The organism is Streptomyces sp. 3N207 (genome assembly GCF_052246355.1).
GTDB lineage: Bacteria > Actinomycetota > Actinomycetes > Streptomycetales > Streptomycetaceae > Streptomyces.
Window position 1 is genome coordinate 218,925 of the sequence record NZ_JBQQBV010000003.1, and the last position, 26,623, is coordinate 245,547.

Sequence of the window (26,623 nt, forward strand, 5' to 3'; positions counted from 1 at the left end):
CATCAAGAGGCATTCGCGGCTGGGGCTACACTTCTGCCATGGCGGCCACCGAGAAGGGACCCGGGACGGACGAGAAGCCCCTGACCCTGCGCGAGCGCAAGAAGCTCCGTACGCGGCAGGCGCTCATCGACACCGCGCTGGAGCAGTTCACCGAGCACGGCTTCGACCGCATCACGCTCGACGCGCTCTGCGATGCGGTGGAGGTCTCCAAGCGCACCTTCTTCCGCACCTTCGACAGCAAGGAAGACGTGGCCCTGGCGCCGACCCACGATCTGTGGACGGCCTTCCTGACGGAGCTGGAGACCGCCGACCCGGCCGCTTCCGCCGACCGCTCGGCCTTCGCACTGCTCCGCGACACCCTGCTGGCCGCCATCGAGCAGATGGCGGCGGCCGACGGCGACTGGGCGCAACGCGTGCGCCGCAGCCGTCGGCTGGCCGCGCGGGCCCCCTCCATCGACGCGCACGGGCTCGCGTTCTGCGACCGCACCAGCGCCGCCGCCGTGGATCTGATGAGGCGCAGATTCGAGTGGGACGGCGGCGGCCGGACCTCGCGGGAGGGGCTGCTGCTCCGCCTGGCCGTCGACATCCTCGTGGCCGCCTTCCGTCAGGCCCTGGACCAGTGGGTCGCCGACCCCGCCGAACCGGACGCGGCAGAGCTGGTCGGTGCCGTCCAGGACGCCTGCGCCGCCGCACCCGAGAGTCTCAACCTCGGTGTGGCCGCACGCTGAGCGCCGATACGGAAGTGGGCCGCCCGGCCGAAGCCGGACGACCCCACACCGCGTCTGCCACCGCCGGGAGAAACACCCCGGCACTCCGGGTCAGCAGTTCTTGCAGTTGGCATGGCAGAACGGGTCCTTCTGCGGGTCCGGGTACTGCACGACGCGGTGGTGGTGCAGCCAGCAGTTGTTGTCGTTCCCCTGGACGGTGATGTGCTTGGGGTTCCGGTCACAGCCGTTCACGGTCGCGGGATTCCTGTCGTACGGAGCCAGGGACTGTTCGGTGAACCGGGACGAGCTGATGAGTACGGAATTCCCTTCCACCGGCTGGAAGATCCACAGCTGGTTGTAGAATTCTTTGTCGTCCTGCCCGTCCTTCGGATCGAGCTTGTCGACGTAGGTCAATCCGACGTCCTCGGGATTATCCGTGCCCTTGGGCAGCGCCAGGTATTTCTGGTTGCCCAGGTTCTCGATGCGGTACAGCACCGTCCCGTCCGCGGTGGCCAGCACGGCGTGCAGCCGCCACAGCGCCTTTGCGTCGTCCTTGCTCTTGCCGGTGAGCTGCGGCTCGTGCTTCAGCTGGAGATCACCTCCCTCGGCGAGATAGCTGCCGCTGAGCCGGTGGACCATCAGCACCGGATGCCCCAGGCAGGCAGAGCTGACGAAGGCATTCGTCGGGTCGTAGTACACGCTGACACCCTTCTTCAGGGAATGGAATGGCGCGGAAAATCTCGCCGTCGACCGAGAAGAATTCATCCGGTCCGGCTTGGATTTTGCGCGGGTTTCTGCCTGGGGTTTTCCCCGCTCGATTTTCGACCGAATCGAATTGTCGAGGGGCGCATCACATCCCAGTCGACGGCTCTTCATATCTGCGTATCGAGCCGCCGCGTGCTCCCCGTCCGCCCCACGGCCCGCCCCGACGGGCCCGCCCTGCGGAAACGGCCGAGGGGCGGGGCACCGGCTACCGGTGCCCCGCCCCTCGGCGGCTGCGTCAAAGGCCGCGTCGAACTGCTGCGTCGGACTGCTCCCTCGAAAAGGGAGTGTCAGCCCTCCACGCCCAGCTTCTCCAGGATCATCTGGCGGGCGCGGGCCGCGTCCGCCTGGCCACGGGTGGCCTTCATGACGGCGCCGACCAGGGCGCCGGCGGCCTGGACCTTGCCGCCGCGTACCTTCTCGGCGATGTCCGGATTGCCGGCGATGGCCTCGTCGACGGCCGTGCCGAGCGCGCCCTCATCGGAGACGATCTTGAGACCACGCTTCTCGACGACCTCGTCCGGGCCGCCCTCACCGGCCAGTACGCCCTCGATGGTCTGCCGGGCGAGCTTGTCGTTCAGCGAACCCTCGGCGACCAGCGCGCAGATCCGGGCGATCTGCTGGGGTGTGATGGGCAGCGCCGTCAGCTCGACGCCGTCCTCGTTGGCGCGCCGGGCCAGCTCGCCCATCCACCACTTGCGGGCCTGGTCGGCGGGGGCGCCCGCGTCCACCGTGGCGACGATCGGGTCGACGGCGCCCGCGTTCAGCGCCGACTGCATCTCGTGCTCGGAGATGCCCCACTCCTCCTGGAGCCGCTTGCGCCGCAGCCGGGGCAGCTCCGGGAGTGTGCCGCGCAGTTCCTCGACCCACTCACGCGAGGGCGCGACGGGCACCAGATCGGGCTCGGGGAAGTAGCGGTAGTCCTCCGCCTCCTCCTTGACCCGGCCCGAGGTGGTCGACCCGTCGTCCTCGTGGAAGTGCCGGGTCTCCTGGATGATCGTGCCGCCGGACGAGAGCACGGCGGCGTGCCGCTGGATCTCGAACCGCGCCGCACGCTCGACGCTGCGCAGCGAGTTGACGTTCTTCGTCTCGCTGCGGATGCCGAACTTCTCGGTGCCCTTGGGGCGCAGCGAGAGGTTGACGTCGCAGCGCATCTGGCCCATCTCCATCCGGGCCTCGGAGACGCCGAGCGCCTTGATGAGCTCGCGCAGTTCGGCGACGTACGCCTTGGCGACCTCGGGGGCCCGCTCGCCCGCGCCCACGATGGGCTTGGTGACGATCTCGATGAGCGGGATGCCCGCGCGGTTGTAGTCGAGCAGCGAGTGCGAGGCGCCGTGGATACGGCCGGTCGCCCCGCCCACGTGGGTGGACTTGCCGGTGTCCTCCTCCATATGGGCGCGCTCGATCTCGACGCGGAAGACCTCGCCGTCCTCCAGCTGGACGTCCAGATAGCCGTCGAAGGCGATCGGCTCGTCGTACTGGGAGGTCTGGAAATTCTTCGGCATGTCCGGATAGAAGTAGTTCTTCCGGGCGAAGCGGCACCAGTCGGCGATCTTGCAGTTCAGCGCGAGGCCGATACGGATGGCGGACTCCACGCCCACCTTGTTGACGACGGGCAGCGCGCCGGGCAGGCCCAGACAGGTCGGGCAGACCTGGCTGTTGGGCTCGGCGCCCAGCTCCGTCGAGCAGCCGCAGAACATCTTGGTCCTGGTGCCCAGCTCGACGTGGACCTCGAGGCCCATCACGGGGTCGTAGGAGGCCAGTGCCTCGTCGTACGACACCAGTTCGGTGACGGTCACGGAAAACTTACCTTTCTGCCCTCTGCCCCGCGTCAGTCGTCGGAGAGGATGTCGTCGCTGTCCAGGCGGCGCAGCTCGCGTACGAGCAGCACCACGCCCGTGACGATGCCGGCGGCGGAGACGGCCACATCGATCAGCTGCAGCGTGTCCCCTTCTTTCCTGGCCTCCTTGGCGCGCTTGACGGTGCCGGGGACACCGATCAGCGACGTTGCGATCGAGAAGTAGAGCCCGGCCCTGGACTTCTTGAACCCTTTGGCCTTTTGCAGCTTCGAACTCACAGCGACGGTGCCTCCTCTAGCAGCGGGTGACCCCAACGTGCCTGGAAGGCGGCTTCCAGAGCCGCACCGACACGGTAGAGCCTGTCATCGGCCATGGCGGGGGCGATGATCTGCAGCCCCACCGGGAGCCCGTCCTCCGGCGCGAGCCCGCACGGGATCGACATGGCGGAGTTGCCCGCCAGGTTGGACGGGATGGTGCACAGGTCGGCGAGGTACATCGCCATCGGGTCGTCGACGCGCTCCCCGATCGGGAAGGCGGTGGTGGGCGTGGTCGGCGAGATCACCACATCCACCTGTTCGAACGCCTTCTCGAACTCCCGGGTGATCAGCGTACGGACCTTCTGCGCCGAGCCGTAGTAGGCGTCGTAGTAGCCGGAGCTGAGTGCGTAGGTGCCCAGCATGACGCGGCGCTTGACCTCGGGGCCGAAGCCGGCCTCGCGGGTGAGCGCCGTGACCTCCTCGGCCGAGTGGGTGCCGTCGTCCCCGGTCCGCAGCCCGTAGCGCATGGCGTCGAAGCGGGCCAGGTTCGAGGAGCACTCCGAGGGGGCGATCAGGTAGTAGGCCGCCAGCCCCTTGCTGAACGACGGGCAGGACAGCTCCACGATCTCGGCGCCCAGTTCGCGCAGCAGCTCGACCGACTCGTCGAAGCGCTGCATCACCCCGGCCTGGAAGCCCTCGCCGCGGAACTGCTGGACGACGCCGACGCGCATGCCCTTCGCCGAGCCGTTGCGGGCAGCCGCCACGATGTCGGGGACCGGCTGCGCGATGGACGTCGAGTCCCGCTCGTCGTGGCCCGCGATGACGCTGTGCAGCAGCGCGGTGTCCAGCACCGTACGGGCACAGGGGCCGCCCTGGTCCAGCGACGAGGAGAACGCGATCATGCCGTACCGGGAGACCCCGCCGTAGGTGGGCTTCACCCCGACGGTGCCGGTCACGGCGGCGGGCTGGCGGATCGAGCCGCCGGTGTCCGTACCGATCGCCAGCGGCGCCATGTGTGCGGCGAGCGAGGCCGCGGAGCCACCGCCGGAACCGCCCGGAATCCGGGTGAGATCCCAGGGGTTGGCCGTCGGGCCGTACGCGCTGTTCTCGGTGGAGGACCCCATGGCGAACTCGTCCATGTTGGTCTTGCCGAGGATGACGACGTCGGCGTCCTTGAGGCGCTTGGTGACCGTCGCGTCGTACGGCGGGATCCAGCCCTCCAGGATCTTCGACCCCGCGGTGGTGGGCACGCCCTCGGTGGTGAACAGGTCCTTCAGCGCCAGCGGGACGCCCGCCAGCGGGCCCAGTTTCTCGCCGCGCTCCCGCTTGGCGTCGACCTCGCGGGCCTGTGCGAGGGCGCGTTCGCGGTCCACGTGGAGGAAGGCGTTGATCTTCTCGTCCACGGCCTCGATGCGGGCCAGATGCGCCTCGGTCGCCTCGACGGCGGTGACCTCACCGCTCGCGATCCTCGCCGCCAGCTCGGCGGCGGTCAGCTTGATCAGTTCGCCGGCCATCCCGGTCATTCCTCCCCCAGGATCTGCGGCACCTTGAAACGCTGCTGCTCCTGCGCCGGGGCGCCGGAGAGCGCCTGCTGCGCGGTCAGCGACGGACGGACCTCGTCGGGTCGCATGACGTTGGTGAGCGGGAGCGGGTGGGAGGTCGGTGGTACGTCCTCGTCGGCGACATCGGAGACGGCGGCTACCGCGCCGATGATGTCGTCGAGCTGTCCGGCGAAGTGGTCGAGCTCTTCGTCCTTCAGCTCCAGGCGCGCCAGCTTCGCGAGGTGGGCGACCTCCTCGCGCGAGATGCCAGGCATGCAGCGGTCCTCTGGGTGAGTGTCGAATGGTCCGCCCCAATCCTATGGGGCGCCCCCGACTGCCCGGGACTGGCTTTTGCGCCCGGGGTCCCCCGACTCGGTCGGACACCGCCGTTTGCGCCGGGACAGGCGCGTCGTCCCTGGTCAGAGACCCGGATCCATGTCCGGATTTACCCGAATTGCGCACTTATGGGTAGAGGCACACGATGGAGGCTGTCCCCGACAGGAAAAGGAGTGATCTTATGCCTATGGATCGCACTGTTCAGCCCGACACCACGGCGCTGGCCACCGAGGTGGAAGACCTGATGAGCGCCCCCGAGCCCGACGGCGTCTTCCGCGACTCCCGCGAGTGCGCCGGCGCAGTGCTGCTCGCCGCTCTGCTTCTCGTCTCGCCCCCGACCCCCCGTCCCAAGACGGACACCAAGTAAGGGGGCCGTCTTGACGGAACAGGCACAGGGAGCAGCCGCCTTGAGCGCGGTTATCGCTGATGCCGCATCCGAGATCGCCCTTGCCCTCCGCGGCGAGGGCGATCCCTATGCGCTCTCCAGGACCCTGCGGCAGGACGACGCGCTCTCCCCCGCCGCGGTCCGGGTGCTGGGCGCCGATGCCCTGGCCCCGTACGCGCTGGACGGTCACCCCGGCGCAGACGGTGCGGGCAGCGCGGATGCGGCAATGGTGCGGGACGCGCTCACCGCTTTCCCGCCCACAGGTGAGACCTCGGCAGTTTCGGCATGGAGCTACCACGGGCTGGTGGAAGCCTCCCGTGCGTTCCTGCCCACCCACACCACGCGCTGGCCGTCCCCGCCCGAGCCGGGAGACGACTGGCTGGCCTCCGACCCCTGGCCCCGGCTGTCCCACCGGGTGTCCCAACTGGCGTCGCTGGCGCTGCCCGGGCTCGCCCCGGAACTCACCGACCGGCTCGCCGGCCGCACCGAGGACCTGGCCCGCGGCTTCGTCCGCGCGGTGCGCCGCCGCGACTGGCAGCAGTCGGCCGGACTGGGCCGGTGGCTGGCCCGGCTGCCACAGACACCGCCCACCCTCGGGCTGGACAGCGGGCTGCACTTCGTACGGCAGATGAGCGACGACCCCCGGGTCGCCGTCCATGTCACCGCCGCCCAGCGCTTCTTCGGGCGGGGCCGGTGACCACCGCGCGCGCGGCGGCCCCCGAGCGGCGCGGCGAAGCCGGGGCCGAGCTGCTGGACGCGCTCGCGAGCGAGGCCCTGGGCTGGGCGGAGGGCAACCGCGACTGCTTCCGCCTGCCACCGGACGTCACCACCACCGCCGACCCGAACCTGACCCTCAAACCGCTCGGTGAACTCGCCGAGCTGACGGCGCAGATCGCGGCCTGCCACCCCGTGCCCGACATACGCGCCCAAGCGGGGCGGCTGTTCTCCCACACCTGGAACGAGACGCGCGACGGCGAGCTGTTCGCCGAGCTCGTCCGGGGGGAGCCGCAGGCCACCTACCCGGTGGAGCTGTACGGCGTCTTCGCCCGGGCCGGGCTCCGCAACGCCGTCGTGGACGAGCTGCTGCGGACCACGACCGGACTGCGCGGCTGGCGGGTGGAGCGCGAGGACCACACCCGGACGCTGTCCGTGCTCAATGCCGAGGCCCGGATCGGGCTGCCGCTGCACGCCGACTTCGGCGCGGTGCTGGCCCACACCGGCCTGGGCCGGCTGCCGGAGCCCTGGCTGCTGGAGTGCAGAACGGCCTACGGCCTCACCCACGACGTCTTCCACCTCACCGACTGGGGCCGCGACCGGGCCCGGCTCTCCCCCGCGACGGCGGAGTATCTGCGGCTGTGGCTGCCCGCATGGGCGGAGAGCTGGCTGGAGGAGCAGCTGTGGGACCTGGTGGGCGAGTTGCTGGCGGTGACGGCCTGTCTGCCCGACGCACCGTTCGACCCGGTGGCCTGGCAGCGGCTGGCCGACGCCAGAACAGCAGACGGCGCCCTTCCCGAGCAGGGATCACCGCCTCCGCCCGGCACCAGCGCCGCCGATGTCTTCCTCGCCTGCTACCACTCGACCCTCGTTCTGGCTTTCGCCGCCACCCTGGCGCGGACCGCGACCCCGAACCCGGACAGCGAGGCCCTCCGATGACCGTGCTCACCCCCGCTCCCCCTGCGCTCCTGCACAGTGTCGGCGACCGTGCGCTGGCCTGGCTCGACTCCCATCGTGACTACTTCCGGCTGACCGAGACGGACCTGGCGCGGGGCGACGCGCTGGTGGAACGCCTCAAGCCGATCGGCGAGCTGGCGATCAACATGCGGATGCTCTTCCGCGAGGGTGTGGTGGGCAGCCGGCAGCGAGCGCGGGCCGGATCGCTGCTGGACTTCGCCTGGCGGGAGCTGCTGGACGGCGGAAACGTGCTGGCCTCGCACCAGCACAACGAGCCGTTCTCCCCGGTGGCCCTGGAGATGTACGCGGTCTTCCACGAACTGGACTACCGGCACCCCGGACTGGAGGCAGCGCTGGCCGCCCCCCGGCGCACCCTCACCTGGCAGGCGCTGGAGATGCAACCGAGCCGCCGGTTGGGCGTCCTCAACGCGGAGCGCAGGATGGGACTGAGCCCCAGCGGTGACTTCGCCGAGGCGACCGCGGCCACCTGGCTCGGCAAGCGTCCGGAACCGTGGACAGTGCATCTGCACATCGCGTACGACATCACCCACACCGTCTTCCACCTCACCAACTGGGGCGAGGACCCCAGCCGTATCCCGGCGCCGCTCGCCACCTACCTCGAGCTGTATCTGCCCGCCTGGGCGGCGGACTGGGCCGAGCTCGAACACTGGGACCTGCTGGGCGAACTCCTCATCGTCGACGCCTGTCTGCCGCACTCCACGCTGGACGGGGAGCTGTGGGAGCGGTACGCGGCGGCGCAGTCCGCGACGGGAGCGATGCCGGTGTGCGGCCGGCTGCCGGAGGGCGACCCGTCCGACGTCTTCGACATCGTGCACCACCCCACGCTGGTCGCCGCGTTCGCCTCCGCGATGGCCACCTCCCGCTCCTTGTCGGCAGGCGGCGCGTGAGGGCGTGGCGGGTACGGACCTACGGGTCCGAGGCCGCGCTGCGGGACCGGCTCACCCTGGAGGTGGCCCGGCTCGAAGCGCCGGACGTGGTCCTCGCCGTCACCCGGCGCGGAAGGCGCACCGTGGTGACCGGCGGCCGGGCAGGCGCATCCGCGACTCCCCGGGAGGCGTTGCGCTACGAGCTGGGCTCGCTGTCGAAGACGTATGCGGTGCTGCTCCTCACCACGCTTGCGGCCGAGGGGCTGCTGACGCAGGACGACCGGCTCGCTGCCCATCTGCCGCCCACCCTGCGGCTGCCGCACCGTGACTCCCATGGCATCACGCTGCGCCATCTGGCCACCCACACCGCCGGGCTCCCCCGGATCCCGTACGCCCTGTTCCCGGGCGCGCTGCTGCGCCCGTACCAGAGCGGCTACGCCCGCTACGACACCGAACGTCTGCTGAGCGCCTTCGCCGCCACCCGGCCGCGGCACCCCGCGGGAAGCCGCTGGGGCTACTCCAACTTCGGTGCCGCGCTGCTGGGCCCCGCACTGGCGCGGGCCGCCGCCGTCGCGTACCCGGCGCTGCTGGGCACCCGGGTGCTGCGGCCCCTGGGACTGACCGGCACTACGCTGGGGCCAGGTCCCCAGGGCGCGGACGCTGTCGGCTACCGGGCGGACGGGCGCACCCCGCTGCCCGCAACCGACATGGGCGCGTTCAGCGCAGCGGGAGCCGTACGGGCCACCCCGCACGACATGCTCAGCTATCTGGAGGCGCACCTGAACCCCGCCGGCACCCAGCTGAGCGGGCCGCTGAAGGAGGTGCAGGTGCCGCAGCTGCACCGGGGCGGCCGACGCGGCGAGACGCACACCCTGACCTGGTTCCAGCATCCGGCGCCGGGCGGGCCGATGCTCTTCCACGCCGGCGCGACGTTCGGGCAGCAGGCGTTCTGCGGCTACCACCCGGCATCCGGCACCGGGCTTGCGGCCGTGGCCACCCGCAGGGGCCGTCGCTGTCGGCTGGTGCCCGCCGCGTATGAGTTGCTGTACGCGTTGGCTGAGGAGGGCCGCTGAACGTGCCCCCTCTCGTGTTCTGAGAAGGGGCTGCCCCTGCCCGTTGTCCGCAGGCTGCGGGTGGCGTTGTGGTTGCTCGCGCAGTTCCCCGCGCCCCTTACGGGGCGCCCGGCGTTACGGGGTCCGCGCGGGCGGGGACGGCAAAGAGCGGGTGGCCGGGACTTCCCTGGCCCGCAGCCAGGCGGTGGTTTCACCTGGCGGCATCGCGGCGGCCACCAACCAGCCCTGCACCGCGTCGCATCCGAGATCCCGCAGCCGCTCCCACGTCTCGTCGTCCTCGACGCCCTCCGCGACGACCAGCAGCCCCAGCGAGTGCGCCAGATCGACGGTGCACCGCACGATCTCCGCGTCCTCGGTGTCCACCGCCAGCCGCGCCACGAACGACCGGTCGATCTTCAGCTCGCTCACCGGCAGCCGCCGCAGATGGACCAGCGAGGAGTAGCCCGTCCCGAAGTCGTCCAGCGACATCTTCACGCCGTGCCCGGTCAGCCCCGCCAGTGTGTCGGCGGCCTGTTGCGGGTCCTCCAGCAGCACATGCTCGGTGATCTCCAGCTGGAGGGCACCCGGCGGCACCCCGTGCCGGGCCAGCCGTGCGGCAACCGCGCCCGCGAAACCCGGCGAGTGGACGTCGCGCGGCGAGACATTGACGGCGACCGGCACCGTCAGCCCGCCCGCGCGCCAGGTCGCCACCTGGGCGAGCGCGGTCTCCAGCACATACTCCGTCAGCCGTGGCATCAGCCCGGAGGTCTCGGCGATGGCGATGAACTCGTCCGGGGGCACCCGGCCCCGCTCGGGGTGCGCCCACCGCACCAGAGCTTCAAGACCGGAGACCGTGCCGTCGAAGCCGACCTTGGGCTGGTAGTGCAGTTCCACCTCGCCGGCGTCCAGCGCGCGCCGCAGGTCGGCGAGCAGGCCGAGCCGGTCGGGGGTGTTGCCGTCCCGGGTGGCCTCGTAGACCTCGACGGCGGTGCGGTCGCGCTTGGCCTCGTACATCGCCACATCGGCGCGGCGCAGCAGGCCCTCGGCCTCGGTGGCGTGGTCGGGGAAGACGGCGACACCGGCACTGGCCTCCAGCACCAGCGTCAACCCGTCCAGATCGAGGGGGGAGCTGAGCGCGGAGACCAGGCCGCGCGCGATGCGCTGGGCGCTGGTGGTCGAGTCGGCGACCGGCAGCAGCACGGCGAACTCGTCCCCGCCGAGCCGGGCCGCCTCGGCGCCGCGCGGCAGCGCTGCCCGCAGCCGTTCGGCAATCTGCAACAGCAGCCGGTCGCCCGCGAGATGGCCGAGGGTGTCGTTGACGGAGCGGAAGCGGTCGAGGTCGATGAGGACGAGCGCGGAGCGCGTCGAGGTGCGTTCGGCCTCGTCCAGCGCGGCCCAGGCACGCTCCAGCAGCCACAGCCGGTTGGGCAGCCCGGTCAGCGGGTCGCGCAGCTGCTCCTCGGCGCGGGCGCGGGCGATCCGCAGCGTGGAGTCGAGCGCGATCAGCGGAACGGCGAACAGCGGGAGCAGCGGCGGCTTGTGGACGGCGACCACCACGATGAGCGGCGCGATGCCCAGCAGCGCGACGGCGACCAGGCCCTGCCGTACCAGTGCGGTACGCAGTGCCGACGGCAGTCCGCGGCTGCGCGGCGCGAAGCAGAACCACTGGAGCGCCCGGGTGACCAGCAGATACACGGCAGCCACCAGCGGGATCCCCACCACGGCCCACACCGGCCACGCGGCAGGCCGCCACGGGTGCTCCACCGAGGGGTGCACCCCGCACAGGGCGAGGGCGAGGCCGGCGGTGCCGATGCCGAGGATGTCGATGGCGCCGTGCACGAGAGCCTGCCGCCACTTGGTCCGGCGCGCCGCACCGACCAGGACGACGACGGCGAGGCTGACGAGCAGCGCGGGCACCCAGCCGTGCAGCACCAGGATCGCGAGGGTCAGCGCAGGGCCCGAACCCGTGCCGCCCCACCAGCGGTCCCGGCTCATGGTGACCAGATGCGCCACCACGCAGCCGGTGAGCACCGCGAACGACCAGCCGGCCGCACCGCCCGGGAAGAGCGCATGACCCTGCCACACGGCCCGGCCGATCCCACAGGCCAGCGCCAACGCGGCGACGGCCACGACCAGTAGGGGCAGCAGCGGCGGTCGCACCGCGAGGAGCCGCTGGAGCCACGGCACTTCCTCGCCGCCGCTCCCGCCGCCCGCGCCGCCGTCGGGTCCGGTGCCGCCGCCCGCGCCGCCGCGCGCACCCGCGCCCCTGCTCGCCGTCCTGCCCCCGGACCTGCCCGCCCCGGCGTCTCGTCCCGCCCCGCCCCGGGTGCCGTCCGAGGGCAGGCGGGAGAACGGGGGCCTGGATCCCCCGGAGAAATCCAGCATCCTGGTCCCTCTCGCAGCCGTCCACGCCTGCCCCTCGCCACGACAGGCGTCTATGTCAACAGTAGGCCGCTGCCTGGGGAGAGGGGCAGCGATCGGCCGCTGTTGCCCTGAATGCGTCTATGCCGATCGTGCCCAACTCCGGTGTGCCGTAAGGCTGCTGGTCAACGACAGCCGTGATCCGGGGGCGTGAGGGGCGGGGCGCGGGTGGCTGGATGTGGCCTGTGCGTGAACGCTGGTGCGAGGTAGGTGCGTTGGGGGTTGCCCCGGACTCACCCCTGGTGGCCCACTCCGCCGTCAGGCGTCCGCTTCCTCCGCTTCCCCAGTGGCCAGCGCCACCTCCCGGGCGGCCTCGGGCCCCTCGGCCAACAGGACGGCGAGCCCGTCGTCGTCCAGAATCGGCACCTTCGCCTGCACCGCCTTGTCGTATTTCGAGCCAGGGTTCTCCCCCACGATGACGAAGTCGGTCTTCTTCGACACCGATCCGGTGACCTTGGCGCCCTGTTCCTGGAGCGCGGCCTTGGCGCCGTCCCGGGTGTAGGAGGCGAGGGTGCCGGTGACCACCGTGGTCAGCCCCGCCAGCGGGCGCGGCCCCTCCTCGCCGGTGGACTCCTCCTCCATCCGGACTCCGGCGGCTCTCCACCGCTCCACGATCTCGCGGTGCCAGTCCTCGGCGAACCACGCCTTGAGGGAGGCGGCGATCGTCGGCCCCACGCCCTCGGTCGCGGCCAGCTCCTCTTCTTCGGCCTCGGCGATCCGTTGCAGCGAGCGGAACTCGCGGGCCAGCGCCTCGGCGGCGACCGGGCCTACGTGCCGGATGGACAGCCCGGTGATGATCCGGGCGAGCGGGCGGTTCTTGGCGGCCTCGATGTTCTCCAGCATCGCCAGCGTGTTCTTGCGCGGCTCGCCCTTCTGGTTGGCGAAGAGGGTGACGGTCTTCTCCTCGCCGGTCTTGGGGTCGCGCTTGGGCAGTCCGGAGTCCGGATCGACGACGTACGCCACGATCGGCAGCAGGTCCTCGACGGTCAGATCGAACAGCCCGGCCTCGTCGCGCAGCGGCGGATCCTTGGGCTCCAGCGGCTGCGTCAGCGCGCTGGCCACGACGTAGCCGAAGTGCTCGATGTCCAGCGCCTTGCGGCCCGCCAGATAGAACAGCCGCTCGCGCAACTGGGCCGGGCAGGAGCGGGCGTTGGGGCAGCGCAGGTCGACATCGCCCTCCTTCATGGGCTGGAGCGGCGATCCGCACTCGGGGCACTCGGCGGGCATCACGAACTCCCGCTCGCTGCCGTCCCGCAGATCGGCGACCGGGCCCAGGATCTCGGGGATGACATCGCCCGCCTTGCGCAGCACGACCGTGTCCCCGATGAGCACGCCCTTGGCCTTGACGACATCCTGGTTGTGCAGGGTGGCGAACTCGACCTCGGAGCCGGCGACCGTGATCGGCTCCACCACCGCGTACGGCGTCACCCGGCCGGTGCGGCCCACACCGACGCGGATGTCGACCAGCTTGGTGTTGACCTCTTCCGGCGCGTACTTCCACGCGATGGCCCAGCGTGGCGCCCGCGAGGTGGCGCCGAGCCGGCCCTGGAGGCGGATCTCGTCCAGCTTGACGACGACGCCGTCGATCTCGTGCTCCACCGAGTGCCGGTGCTCGCCGTAGTGGGCGATGAATTCGCGTACGCCCTCCAGCCCGTCCACCACAGCGGCGTGCGCCGAGGTCGGCAGGCCCCATTCGCGCAGCAGGTGGTAGACGTTCGAGAGGCGGGCGAAGTCCTCCTTGGCGAAGCCCTTCAGCGCGCCGATGCCGTGCACCACCATGTGCAGCGGGCGGGTGGCCGTCACCCGCGGGTCCTTCTGGCGCAGCGAGCCGGCCGCGGCGTTGCGCGGATTGGCGAACGGTTTCTCGCCCGCCTCGACCAGCCGGGCGTTCAGCTCCTGGAAGCGCTCCATGGGGAAGAACACCTCGCCGCGCACCTCGACCAGCTCCGGCAGCCCGTCGCCGGTCAGCCGCTCGGGGACGTCGGCGATGGTACGGATGTTGGGCGTGATGTCCTCACCGGTACGGCCGTCGCCACGGGTCGCCGCGCGGGTCAGCCGCCCGTGCTCGTAGGTGAGGTTCACGGCGAGGCCGTCGACCTTGAGCTCGCACAGGAAGTGGTAGTCCACACCTTCCAGTTCGCGGGCCACCCGGTCCGCCCACTCGCCCAGCTCCGCGTCGTCGAAGGCGTTGTCCAGCGAGAGCATCCGCTCCCGGTGGGCGACCTCCGTGAACTCCGTCTCGTACTGCCCGGCGACCTTCTGGGTCGGCGAGTCCGGGGTACGCAGGGAGGGGTGTTCCTCCTCCAGGGCCTCCAGCTCGCGCAGCAGCCGGTCGAACTCGGCGTCGCTGACGACCGGGGCGTCCTTGACGTAGTACCGGAAGCGGTGTTCCTCGATCTGCTCCGCGAGGCGCTGGTGCTCATCGCGCGTCTCGGCGGAGACCGTCACGTCTTGTTCGCCGGCCACCGTAGGTCCTCCCGTCACTGAGGGTTGTCAGCGAGTGCTCGTGCCGCCCGGGCGCAGTGGGCGAGCGCCCCCCGCGCGTACGCGGGCGAGGCTCCCGCGAGCCCGCAGGTGGGGGTGACCACGACGGACTCGGTCAGCAGACCCGGAGACAGCCCGAGCCTGCGCCACAACGACCTGACACCCCCGACGCTACCGGCAGGGTCTGACAATGCCCCGCTCGCCGGCTCGGTGGCCGGTACGACACCCGCGAAGAGCTTCACGCCGCCCTCCACGGCCTCACCGACCGCCTCGTCATCACGCTCGGTGAGCAGCGAGAGGTCCAGGGAGATACCGTCGGCCCCGGCCCGGCGCAGCAGCCCGAGGGGTACGTCCGGGGCGCACGAGTGCACCAGGGTGGGCCCGTCGTGGACCGCCAGCAGTTCGCGGAGCGTCGATTCGACCATCGCCCGGTCCACTGCCGGATGGGTGCGGTAGCCGCTGGCCGTACGCACACTGCCGCGCAGCACCGCGGTGAGGGACGGCTCGTCCAGTTGCAGCACGGGGACGGCGCCCGGCACCCTGCGGCGTACCTCCGCCAGGTGCCCGGCCAGCCCTTCGGCGAGCGAGCCGGCCAGATCGCGGACAGCACCGTGGTCGCCCAGCATGGCCTCGCCGTTGCGCCGCTCCAGGCCGGCGACCAGCGTCCAGGGGCCGACGACCGACACCTTGATCCCCCGCGGACGGTCCCCCTCGCCGTACCCCTGGGTGAACTCCTCCAGGGCGTCCAGGTCTTCGCCCAGCCAGGCACGCGCCCGGCGGGTGTCGCGGCCCGGCCGGTCGCTGATCCGCCATCCGCTGGGTTCCAGATGGACGTACAGCTCGGCCAGCAGCCCCGCGGTGCGGCCCAGCATGTCCGCTCCGGGGCCTCTGGCGGGGAGCTCGGGGAGGTACGGCAGGTGCTGCGGTTCCTCCAGCAGGCCGGTGACCGACTTCGCGGCCTCGCGGGCATCGGTGCCGGGCATCGACCCGATTCCGGTCACCGCCGCGGGGCCCCAGGGGACGGATCCGTTGTTCTCGCTCACCTGGTCAGCCTCCGGGCCGCACGCTCAGGTCCGTGACCTCCGCGCCCCGGGGCAGATCCAGGGCCGTCAGCACGGTGGTCGCCACTGCCTCGACGGGAATCCACTTGCCGGGGTCGTACTCCTTGCCCTCCTGGCGGTGCACCTTCTCCTGCATCGGGGTGGCGGTGCGGCCCGGGTAGACGGAGGTGACGCGGACGCCGTTGCCGCTCTCCTCGCCGCGCAGCGCGTCCGCCAGCGCCTTGAGGCCGTGCTTGCTGGCCGCGTACGCGCTCCACTCGGGGTTGGCGCGCAGCCCCGCGCCCGAGTTGACGAAGACGACATGGCCGCGGGAGCGGCGCAGCTGCGGCAGCAGCAGCCGGGTCAGTTCGGCGGGTGCCACCAGGTTGGCGGCGAGGGTGGCCTGCCACAGCTTGGGAGTGCTCTCGCCCACCGTCCCCAGCTCGACGACGCCTGCGATGTGCAGCAGCGAGTCGACATCCTGGGGGAGCTGCTGATGCCCGAACGCCCAGGAGAGCCGCCCCGGTTCGGCCAGGTCGCCGACCAGCGTGTGTGCGCCGTCGAACCGGTCGGCGAGCTCCTTGGCGCGGCCCGCGTCGCGGGCCAGCAGGTAGAGGGTGTCGCCGCGGTCCTGGAGGCGGCGCGCCACCTCGGCCCCGATTCCGGAGCCCGCGCCTGTGATCACGTGTGTTGCCATGCCCCCATGATCCCGCACCGGGCCGGTCCGCCCACCGAGCGGCCCGCGCCCCGCGCCTGCGCCGCAGCGGGCGGGCTATGCCGCAAAGATCGACTCCAGCTTGTCGTACTCCTCCAGGCAGCGGCCGGTGCCCAGGGCCACACAGCCCAGCGGCTCGTCGGCCACCGTGACCGGCATACCCGTCTCCTTCATCAGCCGCTCGTCCAGACCGTGCAGCAGCGCGCCGCCGCCGGTCAGCACGATGCCGCGCTCCATGATGTCGCCGTACAGCTCCGGTGGGCACTCCTCGAAGGCCGCCTGCACGGCCGCCACGATGGAGCGCACCGGGCGTTCCACGGCCTCGACGATCTCCTCGGGCGCCAACTGGACGACCTTGGGCATACCGGTGTGCTTGTCCCGGCCGCGTACGGGTACGAACTCGCCGCTGCCGAGGGACATCTTGATCTCCTCGGAGGTCCGCTCGCCCACGGCGATGGCGTACTCCCGCTCGATCCAGGAGGCGATGGCCGCGTCCAGCGCGTCGCCCGCCACCCGCGCCGACCGGGCGACGACCATGCCGCCCAGCGAGATGATGGCGATCTCCGTACTGCCACCGCCGATGTCCACGACCATCGAGCCGCGTGCCTCGTGCACCGGCAGCCCGGCACCGATCGCTGCCGCTATGGGCTCCTCGATCAGCCGCACGGAGCGGGCGCCGGCCCGGCTGGCGGTCTGCAGCACAGCGCGCCGTTCGACACCGGTGACGCCGCTGGGTACGCACACCACCACGCGGGGCGACCGGCCGCGGCCCTTGCCGTCGCGGGCCGCGCGGATGAAGTACCGCAGCATGCCCTCCGTCGCCTCGAAGTCCGTGATCACGCCGCCCTTGAGGGGACGGGTGGCGGTGATGGAGCCCGGGGTGCGGCCCACGGCCTGACGGGCCTGGGCGCCGACGGCGAGCACCTTCCCGGTGTTCGTGTCGATCGCCACGACGGAGGGTTCGTTCAGGACGACGCCGCGTCCGCGCTCGTACACCAGCGTGTTGGCCGTGCCGAGGTCTATGCCGATGTCGCGGCCGCGGAACGGAGAGGAGGCGCCGGTGAGGGCGGAGTGGGTGCGCTTAGCCATGTGGACTCACCATGTTCGGTGCGGTGTTGTACGAAGTTGTACGTGGTTGTAACGAGGTTGTGAGGGCTGGCACGAGTCGTGCCGAATTGTGGTGCTGCCAGCCGCAGCATACCCAACTGTCCTGTTTGCTGCGGCAGGTGGCCCACACCGGCACGCACCGGCACGCCGAGAATCTGGAATCGGAAAGGCGCTGGTCGGAGCGCGTTTTCCGGACAATCGCACGTGTGCTCCCCCGAGTTGGTGGCATAGATCTGCGGGGGGTGGATAGCTATGCACCGGAGACCACGCGCGGTTCACCGAGCCCAAAGCCTGGTGCGTCCTCGGCGACCGCGCCATGGGCCACCGTCTCTACCACTGGAGGTTTCGTCATTTCCGCGCGACCGGCTCAGGAATTCGGAGACAACCCCGTCGAGGTTCGGGAAACCGGACACTACACAGAGGAATACGTCCCCAGCTTCGTGGAGAAGTGGGATTCTCTCATAGATTGGGAGAAGCGAGCGGAGAGCGAGGGAAATTTCTTCATCGACCTGCTGCGAAAGCGGGGCGTAAGGAGCGTCCTCGACGTCGCGACAGGGACCGGGTTCCATTCCGTACGGCTGTTGGAAGCCGGCTTCGAAACCGTGAGCGCGGACGGCAGCGCCGATATGCTCGCGATGGCGTTCGAGAACGGAATGAAGAACGGCGACCACATCCTGCGGGTCGTCCAGGCGGACTGGCGGTGGCTCAACCGGGACGTTCACGGTGAGTACGACGCCATCGTGTGCCTCGGCAACTCCTTCACGCATCTGTTCTCGGAACGCGACCGGCGCAAGGCGCTGGCCGAGTTCTACGCGATGCTGAAGCACGACGGAATCCTCATCCTGGATCAGCGCAACTACGACGCGATTCTCGATCGCGGCTACTCCAGCAAGCACACGTACTACTACTGCGGCGAAGATGTCGCGGTCGAGCCGGAATACATGGACGAGGGGCTGTGCCGCATGCGGTACCGCTTCCCGGACAACTCGGTCTACCACCTCAACATGTTCCCGCTCCGCAAGGACTACACGCGGCGCCTCATGTCCGAGGTCGGGTTCCAGCGCATCGAGACGTACGGCGACTTCCAGCACACCTACCGGGACGAGCAGCCCGACTTCTTCGTGCATGTCGCGGAGAAGGAATACCGGATGGAGGATCAGGAAGAAGGCGGCTACGGCGGTGCCGTGAATACGGCGCGGAGTTATTACAACTCCCCGGACGCCGACACCTTCTATTCCTCCGTGTGGGGCGGTGAGGACATTCACGTCGGTATTTATGCCGATGCGAAGGAGCCCATCGCCGACGCCAGTCGCCGCACCGTCGAGCGGATGGCCTCCGGGCTCGGCCTCACCAAGGAGTCCCGCGTCCTCGACCTCGGCTCCGGCTTCGGCGGCTCGGCCCGCTACCTCGCCGAAACGTTCGGCTGCTCGGTCCAGGCCCTCAACCTCAGCGAGGTGGAGAACCAGCGCCACAAGGAACTCAACGCGGCCCGCGGTCTCACCGACCGGATCGAGGTCGTGGACGGCTCCTTCGAAAGCGTGCCGTTCCCGGACTCCAGCGTGGATGTGGTCTGGTCGCAGGACGCGTTCCTGCACAGCGGGGACCGGCTCCGCGTACTGGAGGAGGTCCGGCGGGTCCTCAAACCGGGCGGGCGGCTGGTCTTCACCGACCCGATGGCCGCCGACGGCACCGATCTCGGCGCCATCCAACCCATCCTGGACCGCATCCACCTCGACGACATGGGCTCCCCCGGCTTCTACCGGCGCGAACTCGTCCGCCTCGGCTTCGTCCCGAGCGAGCACGAGGACTCCCACGAAGGGTTCGAGGATCTGCGGGAGCAACTCGTCACGCACTACGGGCGGGTGCTGGAGGAGACCGAGCGGCAGGAGGCCGAAGGGCTCGCCTCGAAGGTCAGCAGCGACTATCTGAGCCAGATGAAGAAGGGCCTCGCCCACTGGGTCGACGGCGGCCAGAAGCACCGTCTCACCTGGGGCATCTTCCGCTTCACCCTGACGAAGGGCTGACACCCCGCACCGGACACCCGTCCGTCCTCCCCGGCCCGGGCCGGGGAGGACGGACGGCCCGGTACAGGACGGCTTCCACCGCGCGGAACCCGGTCATAGGCTGTGCGGCATGGTCTCCTCCGCACCCATGAACATCTGCGTCTTCTGCTCGGCCGCCGAGCTCGACAGCGTCTATACCGACGCGGCCCGCGAGTTCGCCGAACTCATCGGCAAGCGGGGCCACAGCCTGGTGTGGGGCGGTTCGGACTCCGGACTGATGAAGGTCGTGGCCGACGGCGTGCAGGACGCGGGCGGGCGCCTCATCGGTATCTCGGTGGAGTTCCTGCGCGACGTCGCCCGGCCGAACGCCGACGAGATGGTCGTCGCCGCCGACCTCGCCGAGCGCAAGGCACTCATGCTGGACCGCGCGGACGCCATCGTGGTCCTGGTGGGCGGCACCGGCACGCTGGACGAGGCGACCGAGATCCTGGAGCTGCGCAAGCACGGCATGCACGCCAAGCCGGTGGTGCTGCTCAACACCGCAGGCTTCTACGACGGGCTCAAGCAGCAGATGGCCCGGATGGAGGCCGAGGGCTTCCTGCCCATCCCCCTCTCGGACCTGGTCACCTTCGCGGACGACGCCCCACAGGCGCTGGAGCTGCTGGGGGCCTGAACCCCTCCGGCCGTCCGGGTCAGGCCGCCGGGACCGCGCGCTCCGTACGGTCGATCGTCGCGGAGCCGACCACGCGGGTCCCGTCGTACAGCACGATCGCCTGGCCCGGGGCCACTCCGCGCTCCGGCTCGGCGAACCGCACCCGCAGCTCGCCGCCGATCAGCTCCGCCTCCACCCGCGTCTCCGCGCCGTGCGCCCGGAGCTGTGCCGTGTACGGGCGGGGGCCGTCCGCCGGGGGCTCACCGCACCAGCGGGGGCGTACGGCGGTGAGCGCGGCGACATCCAGCGAGGCCGCGGGCCCGACGGTGACCGTGTTGTCGACCGGGGAGATGTCCAGCACGTAGCGCGGCTTGCCGTCCGGGGCCGGGTGGCCCAGCCGCAGGCCCTTGCGCTGGCCGATGGTGAAGCCGTACGCACCGTCGTGGCTGCCCACCTTGGCGCCGGACTCGTCGACGACGTCGCCCTCTGCCCGGCCCAGCCGGGAGGCGAGGAAGCCCTGGGTGTCGCCGTCGGCGATGAAGCAGATGTCGTGGCTGTCGGGCTTCTTGGCGACGGCAAGGCCACGCCGCTCGGCCTCGGTGCGGATCTCGTCCTTGGTGGTGAGGGTGTCGCCCAGCGGGAACATCGCGTGGGCCAGTTGCCGCTCGTCCAGCACGCCGAGGACATAGCTCTGGTCCTTGGCCGCGTCACTCGCCCGGTGCAATTCCCGGCGCCCGTTCTCATGGGTCACCACAGTGGCGTAGTGGCCGGTGCACACGGCGTCGAAGCCCAGCGCAAGGGCCTTGTCCAGCAGTGCGGCGAACTTGATCTTCTCGTTGCAGCGCAGACAGGGATTGGGCGTACGACCTGCCTCGTACTCCGCGACGAAGTCCTCCACGACGTCCTCGCGGAAGCGTTCCGCCAGGTCCCACACGTAGAAGGGGATGCCGATGACGTCGGCGGCGCGGCGTGCGTCGTTCGAGTCCTCGATGGTGCAGCAGCCGCGCGCACCGGTACGGAACGACTTAGGGTTGGCGGACAGAGCCAGATGCACGCCCGTCACGTCGTGTCCGGCCTCGGCGGCGCGGGCCGCCGCGACGGCGGAGTCGACACCGCCGGACATGGCGGCCAGCACACGCAGCGGGCGCGCGGAGGCTGTCCCCCGCGAGGATGCAGTAGTCATAGCGCCCTCCAGGGTAGACGGAACGACCCGATGACCCGAACGCGTTAGGGAGCGTATGGGACAGGCGGCGGACGACGAACGGACGGACGGCTCCGGAGAGCCCGGACCCGGCGAGGGCAGCCAGGGTCCCGGCGACGGCGAGGGCCGCAGCGAGGGCGGTCGGCGCGAGCGCGGCGTCGCCCGGCGCAGGCTGCTGATCGCGGGCAGTACGGCCCTGGGCCTCGGCGTGCTCGGGGTGGCCACCCAACAGGAGCTCAAACGCTGGTGGTGGCGGATGCCGGGGAACGACAAACCCCGGATGGAGGGCGAGGTGGACGACGCCCGCGCCCGCTGGGTGGCCGCTGCGGACGGCAACATGCGCCGCGGGGACCGGCCCGCCGACTTCGGCATCGACCGGGTGATCATCCACGTCACCCAGGGCAGCGCCGCAGCCGCGGTGAAGGTCTTCCGGAACCCGGCGCACCAGGCCGCGGCGCACTACATCGTCTGCCAGAACGGAGAGATCATCCAGATGATCCGCGAGCTGGATGTCGCCTTCCACGCGGCGAACAAGGAGTACAACGAGCGCAGCGTCGGCATCGAGCACGAGGGCTGGATAGACCGTCCGCAGGACCTCACGGACGCCATGTACCGCTCCTCCGCCAAGCTGACGGCCGGGATCTGCGCGCGCTACGGCTTCCCCGCCGACCGGAAGCACATCATCGGTCACAACGAGGTCCCCGGCGCGGACCACATGGACCCGGGCCGGCACTGGGACTGGGACAAGTACCTGCGCCTGGTGCGGACGGAGATGAAGGTGGAGAGCACGCTCCGGGACAAGTGATCCCCTCCCGGCTGCTCAGCCGCTCCTTTGTTCCGATGAGGGGGTGCCCCTGTCCGCCGCTCGCGGACTGCGGGTGCGTTGTGGCTTGTCGCGCAGTTTCCCCGCGCCCCTTCGGGGCGCGTCCCCTGCTAGCTCAGGCCGGCGCTCCGGGCGCGCTCGACGACCGGGCCGATCGCCTTGGCCAGTGCGTCCACGTCCGCCTCGGTGCTGGTGTGGCCCAGCGAGAAGCGGAGCGTGCCCCGGGCCAGATCGGGTTCCGTGCCGGTGGCCAGCAGTACGTGGCTGGGCTGGGCGACGCCTGCCGTGCACGCCGACCCGGTCGAACACTCGATCCCCTGTGCGTCCAGGAGCAGCAGCAGCGAGTCGCCCTCGCAGCCGGGGAAGGAGAAGTGCGCGTTGGCCGGGAGCCGTCCGGCCGGGTCGGGGTCGCCGTTGAGCACCGCGTCGGGCACGGCGTCGCGGACGGCCGCCACCAGCGCTTCCCGCAGCGCGCCCACCTCGCGGACGAAGTCGGCCCGCCGCTCGACGGACACCCGTCCGGCCGTGGCGAACGCGGCGATGGCGGGGGTGTCCAGGGTGCCGGAGCGTACGTGCCGCTCCTGGCCGCCGCCGTGCAGCAGCGGTACGGGCGCGTATTCGCGCCGCAGCAGCAGTGCACCGACGCCGTACGGGCCGCCCGTCTTGTGCCCGGTGACGGCCATCGAGGCCAGCCCCGACTCCTCGAAGGAGAGGTCGAGCTGGCCGAACGCCTGCACCGCGTCGGAGTGCAGCGGTACGTCGAACTCGGCGGCCACCCGGGCGAGTTCCGGCACCCGGTTGACGGTGCCGATCTCGTTGTTCGCCCACATCACCGTGGCCAGCGCGATGTCGGAGGGGTCCCGCTCGATGGCCTCGCGCAGCGCCTCGGGGTGCACCCTGCCGTACCCGTCCACCGGCAGCCACTCCAGGCGTGCGCCCTCGTGCTCGGCCAGCCACTCGACAGCGTCCAGGACGGCGTGGTGCTCCACCGGGCCGGCCAGCACCCGGGTCCGCCGCGGGTCCTGGTCCCGGCGCGCCCAGTACAGCCCCTTGACGGCGAGGTTGTCCGCCTCGGTGCCGCCCGCGGTGAACACCACCTCGCTGGGCCGCGCCCCGAGCGAGGCCGCGAGCGACTCCCGGGACTCCTCGACCGTACGCCGCGCACGCCGCCCAGCGCCGTGCAGCGAGGAGGGGTTGCCGACGACCGCGAGTTGTTCGGTCATCGTCCGCACCGCTTCGGGCCACATGGGCGTGGTGGCGGCGTGGTCGAGATAGGCGGGGTGGGCGGAGTCAGCCATGGTTCCCCAATCCTACGGTTCCCCACGGGGCGCACGACCGGCGCGTAGCAGCGCACCCGGCCGACGGGCCGCCCGATCCCCTCAGCCCCGGTTCTCCGCCTGGAACATCCAGTGCTCCTTCTCCAGGACGCCGGTGAGCTGGATGAAGACGTCCTCGGTGACCGGGTCGACGGGGCCGACGGCCTTCATCCGTTCGCGGGCCTTGGTGATGACGGCACCGAGGGCCTCCACCATGAGGCGGACGGCGTCGTTGTCGGGGAGCCAGCCCTCCTTGACGGTGGCGATGGCGCTGCCGCCGGCGACGCTGGTGGAGCGGCCGTCGGGGCTGATGCCGAGCGCCGAGGCACGCTCGGCGACGGTGTCGGAATACTGGCGGGCGGTGTCGACGACCTCGTCGAGCTGGAGGTGGATGGACCGGAAGCGCGGCCCGACCACGTTCCAGTGGATCTGCTTGGCGACGAGGGAGAGGTCGATCAGATCCAACAGCGTGCCTTGCAGCGCCTCGGCGACGGTCTGGAGATCCGACTCGGGAAGCGTGCTCTTCACTGTGTAGGTCACGTGCGTCGCTTTCTCTCGGACAGTCTCTTTCTCCCCCAAAGTAAGCACATACGGAGAAAGCAGACCTCGGCCACGCCCGTGTCCGTGCTACGCCCGGGCCAGCTGCCGGGACTGCGCGACCAGGCGGTCGGCGGTGTCCCACACCTCGGCGTCCTCCTCCAGGAAGCCGCCGGCCAGGTTGCGGGTGGTGATGGCGACACGGAGCGGCCCGGGCGCGGGGCGGGCCCGCACGTGCACGGTGAGCTCGACGGTGGGCACCCAGCCCGTGAGGCCCAGGTCGAAACCGGTGGGCGGCAGCGCGTCCACCGCCATCAGCAGTGAGAGCGGATCGTGGTCCCGGCCGTCCGCGAGATCGAGCCAGGCCCGGATCTCGCCCCGCATGCTGGGAGCGCCGAGGGCCCAGCCGCAGGTCTCCGGGTCGAGCCGCAGGTCGAGCCGGCGCCCTATCTCCGGTACGGCCGCGTCGCCGCCGGGGTGGTCGGTGGCGCGGAAGCACTGCTCACGCGGCGGCATGGCAGGGGGCTCGGCGCCGGTCCGCACGTCGTCGGTGAGCGCGTCCAGATCGCCGTAGGTGGCCAGGACGTGGATACGTTCGACCTCCGCACCGCGGCTGTCCGTCTGGAAGAGCCCGGCGGAGGCGGTGGAGACCGTGCGCCCGGCACGGGCCACCGAGGTGCGGACGGTGGCGGGGCCGGCCACCGTGGCGGTCAGGTAGTGGGCCGTGATGGTGAACGGGTCCGGGTGCGGGAGCGCTTGGCGCAGTGCGCGGCCCAGTACGGCCAGCAGATAGCCGCCGTTGAGGGCCTTGCCTATCGCCCAGCCCGGGGAGAGCAGCGCCTCGTGCACGCCGGGCTCACGGGTGCGGACCATGGTGTCGCGGTCGAACTCACTGCTGCCGGTGGGGGCGGGCGGAGTGACCTGGGATGGTGCCTCGGACATGGGAGGAACCGTACACCGGCTTTGTTACCCGTGGGTAGGTGCATCGGATGTGCCGTTCGCCGCTTCGGCGTCCACCGTCGCGCTGCTGCGCTTCCACGCCCTGGGCGCCCGCCAGTTGTAGCGCAGGGCCAGCAGCCGCAGGACGAACGCCAGCAGGGCAGCGCCCACCGTGGTGCCGGGGCTCACCGCGTCGAGGTGGATCAGCAGCGCCACGGCGCTGGAGCCGACGATCGCCGGGACCGCGTAGATCTCCCGGTCCCAGCGCAGCAGGGAGGGCACCTCGTTGGCCAGTACGTCGCGCAGCACGCCACCCCCGGCGGCCGTGGCCAGGCCCATCACCACCGAGGACGTCAGACCCAGGCCGTACTCGTGGGCCTTGAGCGTGCCCGTCACACAGAACAGTCCCAGCCCGGCCGCGTCGAAGACGTTCACCGCCTTGTTGATCCGTTCGACCTCCGGGTGGAGGAAGAAGACCAGGACGGTGGAGACGAGCGGCGTCAGGAAATAGCCGAGATCGGTGAAGGCGGCCGGGGGCACGGCGCCGATGACGACATCGCGGAAGAGACCGCCGCCGAGGCCGGTGACCTCGGCGAGGACGGCGATGCCGAAGACATCGAAGTTACGGCGGACCGCCAGCAGCGCCCCGGAGATCGCGAAGACGAAAATTCCGGCGATGTCCAGCCAGTGCTGCAACGGAGGACTGAAGAGGGTTTCCACCGCACCTTTGTATCCGGAGGCGCCCCGAAGGGGCGCGGGGAACTGCGCGCGTAACCACAAGCAACCCGCAGCCCGCGAGCGACGGCCAGGGGCACCCCCTCACCGGAAAACGGAGGGACCCGGAGAGCGGGGCCGGGGCCCGCAAACGCGGCCGGCCCCAGCCCCCCGGGAGGGGTCAGCTCTTGCTGACCCCGACCTCGCGCAGCAGCTTGGTGTCGCCCGGCTCCTGATCCGGTGCGTTCTCCGGATGGTGGCAGGCCACGTTGTGGTCGGCCGCCAGCTGGATCAGCGGTGGCTCCTTGGTACGGCAGACCTCGGTGGCCTTCCAGCAGCGGGTGTGGAAGCGGCATCCGGACGGCGGGTTCATGGGCGAGGGCACATCCCCCTGCAGCAGGATCCGCTCCCGGCTGTCCGCCGCCTTGCGGCGCGGATCGGGCACCGGCACCGCCGACAGCAGCGCCCGGGTGTACGGATGCATGGGCGTGTCGTACAGCGACTGCCGGTCGGTCAGCTCCACGAGCTTGCCCAGATACATCACCGCGATCCGGTCCGAGACATGGCGGATGACCGACAGATCGTGCGCGATGATCACGTAGGTCAGGCCGAGCTCTTCCTGGAGGTCGTCCAGAAGGTTGACGACCTGCGCCTGGATGGAGACGTCGAGCGCGGAGACCGGCTCGTCGGCCACCACCAGCTTCGGGCTGAGTGCCAGCGCGCGGGCGATGCCGATGCGCTGACGCTGACCGCCGGAGAACTCGTGCGGATAGCGGTTGTAGTGCTCGGGGCTGAGCCCGACCACCTCCAGCAGCCGCTGGACCTCCTTCTTGACGCCCCCCTCCGGCTGCACCCCCTGCAGCTTGAACGGCGCGCTGACGATGGCGCCGACCGTGTGCCGGGGGTTCAGCGAGGAGTACGGGTCCTGGAAGATCATCTGGACGTCGCGCCGCATCGGGCGCATCCCCCTGACGCCCAGGTGGGTGATGTCCTTGCCCTCGAACTCGATGTGGCCGCCGGTCGGTTCGAGCAGCCGGGTGATCAGCCGGCCCATCGTGGACTTGCCGCAGCCGGACTCGCCCACGACGCCGAGGGTTTCGCCGGCGCGGACGTCGAAGTCGAGGCCGTCGACCGCCAGCACCGCACCCACCTGCCGCTTGAAGAGGCCCTTGGTGACGGGGAAGTGCTTCTTGAGGCCGCTGACCTTCAGCAGGGGCTCGCCCTCGCGCGGCTCGGCCAGGGTGGCCTGGCCGGCGGTCTGTTTCGTCATCGGC

Annotated in this window: 25 protein-coding genes; 9 read left to right on the forward strand and 16 right to left on the reverse strand. The window is 71.0% G+C overall.

The window, feature by feature from the left end:
• Positions 1-38: 38 nt before the first annotated feature.
• Positions 39-728, forward strand: a complete 690-nt coding sequence (locus tag ACTWP9_RS06470; RefSeq protein WP_443245003.1) for a TetR/AcrR family transcriptional regulator — start codon at positions 39-41, stop codon at positions 726-728.
• Between the two features lie 90 nt (positions 729-818).
• Here the strand turns inward: ACTWP9_RS06470 and ACTWP9_RS06475 are convergent, their stop codons facing one another.
• The 5 genes from ACTWP9_RS06475 to gatC all read right to left on the reverse strand — a co-directional run bounded on the left by ACTWP9_RS06475 (position 819) and on the right by gatC (position 5,341).
• Positions 819-1,406 carry a hypothetical protein gene (locus ACTWP9_RS06475; RefSeq protein ID WP_443245004.1) on the reverse strand — a complete coding sequence of 196 codons (588 nt, stop codon included), beginning with the start codon at positions 1,404-1,406 and terminating at the stop codon, positions 819-821.
• Positions 1,407-1,759: 353 nt separating this feature from the next.
• On the reverse strand, positions 1,760-3,268 hold the full coding sequence (gene gatB / locus ACTWP9_RS06480; protein ID WP_443245005.1) for an Asp-tRNA(Asn)/Glu-tRNA(Gln) amidotransferase subunit GatB: 1,509 nt from the start codon (positions 3,266-3,268) through the stop codon (positions 1,760-1,762).
• Positions 3,269-3,300: 32 nt separating this feature from the next.
• A complete protein-coding gene (locus ACTWP9_RS06485; protein ID WP_443245006.1) occupies positions 3,301-3,546 on the reverse strand; it encodes a hypothetical protein in 246 nt (81 codons plus the stop codon).
• Entirely contained in the window at positions 3,543-5,039 is a 1,497-nt protein-coding gene (gatA, locus tag ACTWP9_RS06490) for an Asp-tRNA(Asn)/Glu-tRNA(Gln) amidotransferase subunit GatA (RefSeq protein ID WP_443245007.1), read from the reverse strand. The genes ACTWP9_RS06485 and gatA overlap by 4 nt, the downstream gene beginning before the upstream one ends.
• Before the next feature lie 5 nt (positions 5,040-5,044).
• Complete coding sequence (gene gatC, locus ACTWP9_RS06495; protein WP_443245008.1) at positions 5,045-5,341, reverse strand: Asp-tRNA(Asn)/Glu-tRNA(Gln) amidotransferase subunit GatC; 297 nt, start codon at positions 5,339-5,341, stop codon at positions 5,045-5,047.
• A 242-nt stretch (positions 5,342-5,583) separates the two neighbouring features.
• Between gatC and ACTWP9_RS06500 the strand changes: the two genes are divergently transcribed.
• Genes ACTWP9_RS06500 through ACTWP9_RS06520 form a run of 5 tightly spaced genes read left to right on the forward strand, consistent with a single transcriptional unit; the run spans position 5,584 to position 9,418 of the window.
• Positions 5,584-5,769: a hypothetical protein gene (locus ACTWP9_RS06500; RefSeq protein ID WP_443245009.1), complete on the forward strand. Its 186-nt coding sequence runs from the start codon at positions 5,584-5,586 to the stop codon at positions 5,767-5,769.
• Positions 5,770-5,809: 40 nt separating this feature from the next.
• Entirely contained in the window at positions 5,810-6,484 is a 675-nt protein-coding gene (locus ACTWP9_RS06505) for a hypothetical protein (protein ID WP_443245010.1), read from the forward strand.
• On the forward strand, positions 6,481-7,440 hold the full coding sequence (locus tag ACTWP9_RS06510; RefSeq protein ID WP_443245011.1) for a DUF6895 family protein: 960 nt from the start codon (positions 6,481-6,483) through the stop codon (positions 7,438-7,440). The genes ACTWP9_RS06505 and ACTWP9_RS06510 overlap by 4 nt, the downstream gene beginning before the upstream one ends.
• Positions 7,437-8,366 (forward strand): DUF6895 family protein, encoded by a 930-nt coding sequence (locus tag ACTWP9_RS06515; protein ID WP_443245012.1) that lies wholly within the window; start codon positions 7,437-7,439, stop codon positions 8,364-8,366. Before ACTWP9_RS06510 ends, ACTWP9_RS06515 begins: the two co-directional genes overlap by 4 nt.
• Entirely contained in the window at positions 8,363-9,418 is a 1,056-nt protein-coding gene (locus ACTWP9_RS06520) for a serine hydrolase domain-containing protein (protein WP_443245013.1), read from the forward strand. Before ACTWP9_RS06515 ends, ACTWP9_RS06520 begins: the two co-directional genes overlap by 4 nt.
• A 114-nt stretch (positions 9,419-9,532) precedes the next feature.
• Here ACTWP9_RS06520 and ACTWP9_RS06525 read toward each other — a convergent pair whose 3' ends face one another.
• The 5 genes from ACTWP9_RS06525 to ACTWP9_RS06545 all read right to left on the reverse strand — a co-directional run bounded on the left by ACTWP9_RS06525 (position 9,533) and on the right by ACTWP9_RS06545 (position 17,146).
• Positions 9,533-11,782, reverse strand: a complete 2,250-nt coding sequence (locus tag ACTWP9_RS06525) for a putative bifunctional diguanylate cyclase/phosphodiesterase (protein WP_443245014.1) — start codon at positions 11,780-11,782, stop codon at positions 9,533-9,535.
• A gap of 294 nt (positions 11,783-12,076) precedes the next feature.
• Positions 12,077-14,284 (reverse strand): NAD-dependent DNA ligase LigA, encoded by a 2,208-nt coding sequence (gene ligA, locus ACTWP9_RS06530; protein ID WP_443245015.1) that lies wholly within the window; start codon positions 14,282-14,284, stop codon positions 12,077-12,079.
• Between the two features lie 14 nt (positions 14,285-14,298).
• Positions 14,299-15,345 (reverse strand): methionine synthase, encoded by a 1,047-nt coding sequence (locus ACTWP9_RS06535; RefSeq protein ID WP_443245016.1) that lies wholly within the window; start codon positions 15,343-15,345, stop codon positions 14,299-14,301.
• A 4-nt stretch (positions 15,346-15,349) separates the two neighbouring features.
• Positions 15,350-16,039: an SDR family oxidoreductase gene (locus tag ACTWP9_RS06540; protein ID WP_443245017.1), complete on the reverse strand. Its 690-nt coding sequence runs from the start codon at positions 16,037-16,039 to the stop codon at positions 15,350-15,352.
• Between the two features lie 75 nt (positions 16,040-16,114).
• Positions 16,115-17,146, reverse strand: a complete 1,032-nt coding sequence (locus ACTWP9_RS06545) for a rod shape-determining protein (RefSeq protein ID WP_443245018.1) — start codon at positions 17,144-17,146, stop codon at positions 16,115-16,117.
• A gap of 368 nt (positions 17,147-17,514) precedes the next feature.
• Here ACTWP9_RS06545 and ACTWP9_RS06550 point away from each other — a divergent pair, with 368 nt between their 5' ends.
• Together ACTWP9_RS06550 and ACTWP9_RS06555 are read left to right on the forward strand one after the other, a co-directional pair.
• A complete protein-coding gene (locus ACTWP9_RS06550) occupies positions 17,515-19,188 on the forward strand; it encodes a glycine/sarcosine N-methyltransferase (RefSeq protein ID WP_443245252.1) in 1,674 nt (557 codons plus the stop codon).
• A gap of 127 nt (positions 19,189-19,315) precedes the next feature.
• Complete coding sequence (locus ACTWP9_RS06555) at positions 19,316-19,840, forward strand: TIGR00730 family Rossman fold protein (RefSeq protein WP_443245253.1); 525 nt, start codon at positions 19,316-19,318, stop codon at positions 19,838-19,840.
• 19 nt (positions 19,841-19,859) lie between these two features.
• On the opposite strand, the gene mnmA is transcribed toward ACTWP9_RS06555, so the two are convergent.
• Positions 19,860-21,002, reverse strand: a complete 1,143-nt coding sequence (mnmA, locus tag ACTWP9_RS06560) for a tRNA 2-thiouridine(34) synthase MnmA (protein WP_443245019.1) — start codon at positions 21,000-21,002, stop codon at positions 19,860-19,862.
• 55 nt (positions 21,003-21,057) lie between these two features.
• Between mnmA and ACTWP9_RS06565 the strand changes: the two genes are divergently transcribed.
• The gene (locus ACTWP9_RS06565; RefSeq protein WP_443245020.1) at positions 21,058-21,825 is read left to right on the forward strand and encodes an N-acetylmuramoyl-L-alanine amidase; all 768 of its coding nucleotides are present in this window, start codon (positions 21,058-21,060) and stop codon (positions 21,823-21,825) included.
• Between the two features lie 128 nt (positions 21,826-21,953).
• Here the strand turns inward: ACTWP9_RS06565 and ACTWP9_RS06570 are convergent, their stop codons facing one another.
• From ACTWP9_RS06570 to ACTWP9_RS06590, 5 genes are all read right to left on the reverse strand, one after another.
• Positions 21,954-23,141: a cysteine desulfurase family protein gene (locus ACTWP9_RS06570; RefSeq protein WP_443245021.1), complete on the reverse strand. Its 1,188-nt coding sequence runs from the start codon at positions 23,139-23,141 to the stop codon at positions 21,954-21,956.
• A gap of 81 nt (positions 23,142-23,222) precedes the next feature.
• Positions 23,223-23,699 (reverse strand): Dps family protein, encoded by a 477-nt coding sequence (locus ACTWP9_RS06575; RefSeq protein WP_443245022.1) that lies wholly within the window; start codon positions 23,697-23,699, stop codon positions 23,223-23,225.
• Between the two features lie 87 nt (positions 23,700-23,786).
• Positions 23,787-24,638, reverse strand: coding sequence for a thioesterase family protein (locus ACTWP9_RS06580; RefSeq protein ID WP_443245023.1), 852 nt, complete (start codon positions 24,636-24,638; stop codon positions 23,787-23,789).
• 24 nt (positions 24,639-24,662) lie between these two features.
• Positions 24,663-25,355 carry a trimeric intracellular cation channel family protein gene (locus ACTWP9_RS06585; RefSeq protein WP_443245024.1) on the reverse strand — a complete coding sequence of 231 codons (693 nt, stop codon included), beginning with the start codon at positions 25,353-25,355 and terminating at the stop codon, positions 24,663-24,665.
• Positions 25,356-25,530: 175 nt separating this feature from the next.
• Positions 25,531-26,619 carry an ABC transporter ATP-binding protein gene (locus ACTWP9_RS06590; RefSeq protein WP_443245254.1) on the reverse strand — a complete coding sequence of 363 codons (1,089 nt, stop codon included), beginning with the start codon at positions 26,617-26,619 and terminating at the stop codon, positions 25,531-25,533.
• Positions 26,620-26,623 lie beyond the last annotated feature (4 nt).

Excerpts from the sequence above, each read along its gene's own strand:
- ACTWP9_RS06470 (WP_443245003.1), top strand. The coding sequence starts at position 39 with ATGGCGGCCACCGAGAAGGGACCCGGGACGGACGAGAAGCCCCTGACC.
- gatA (WP_443245007.1), bottom strand. The coding sequence starts at position 5,039 with ATGGCCGGCGAACTGATCAAGCTGACCGCCGCCGAGCTGGCGGCGAGG.
- gatC (WP_443245008.1), bottom strand. The coding sequence starts at position 5,341 with ATGCCTGGCATCTCGCGCGAGGAGGTCGCCCACCTCGCGAAGCTGGCG.
- ACTWP9_RS06500 (WP_443245009.1), top strand. The coding sequence starts at position 5,584 with ATGCCTATGGATCGCACTGTTCAGCCCGACACCACGGCGCTGGCCACC.
- ACTWP9_RS06515 (WP_443245012.1), top strand. The coding sequence starts at position 7,437 with ATGACCGTGCTCACCCCCGCTCCCCCTGCGCTCCTGCACAGTGTCGGC.
- ACTWP9_RS06525 (WP_443245014.1), bottom strand. The coding sequence starts at position 11,782 with ATGCTGGATTTCTCCGGGGGATCCAGGCCCCCGTTCTCCCGCCTGCCC.
- ACTWP9_RS06540 (WP_443245017.1), bottom strand. The coding sequence starts at position 16,039 with ATGGCAACACACGTGATCACAGGCGCGGGCTCCGGAATCGGGGCCGAG.
- ACTWP9_RS06545 (WP_443245018.1), bottom strand. The coding sequence starts at position 17,146 with ATGGCTAAGCGCACCCACTCCGCCCTCACCGGCGCCTCCTCTCCGTTC.
- ACTWP9_RS06555 (WP_443245253.1), top strand. The coding sequence starts at position 19,316 with ATGAACATCTGCGTCTTCTGCTCGGCCGCCGAGCTCGACAGCGTCTAT.
- mnmA (WP_443245019.1), bottom strand. The coding sequence starts at position 21,002 with ATGACTACTGCATCCTCGCGGGGGACAGCCTCCGCGCGCCCGCTGCGT.
- ACTWP9_RS06565 (WP_443245020.1), top strand. The coding sequence starts at position 21,058 with ATGGGACAGGCGGCGGACGACGAACGGACGGACGGCTCCGGAGAGCCC.
- ACTWP9_RS06570 (WP_443245021.1), bottom strand. The coding sequence starts at position 23,141 with ATGGCTGACTCCGCCCACCCCGCCTATCTCGACCACGCCGCCACCACG.
- ACTWP9_RS06580 (WP_443245023.1), bottom strand. The coding sequence starts at position 24,638 with ATGTCCGAGGCACCATCCCAGGTCACTCCGCCCGCCCCCACCGGCAGC.
- ACTWP9_RS06590 (WP_443245254.1), bottom strand. The coding sequence starts at position 26,619 with ATGACGAAACAGACCGCCGGCCAGGCCACCCTGGCCGAGCCGCGCGAG.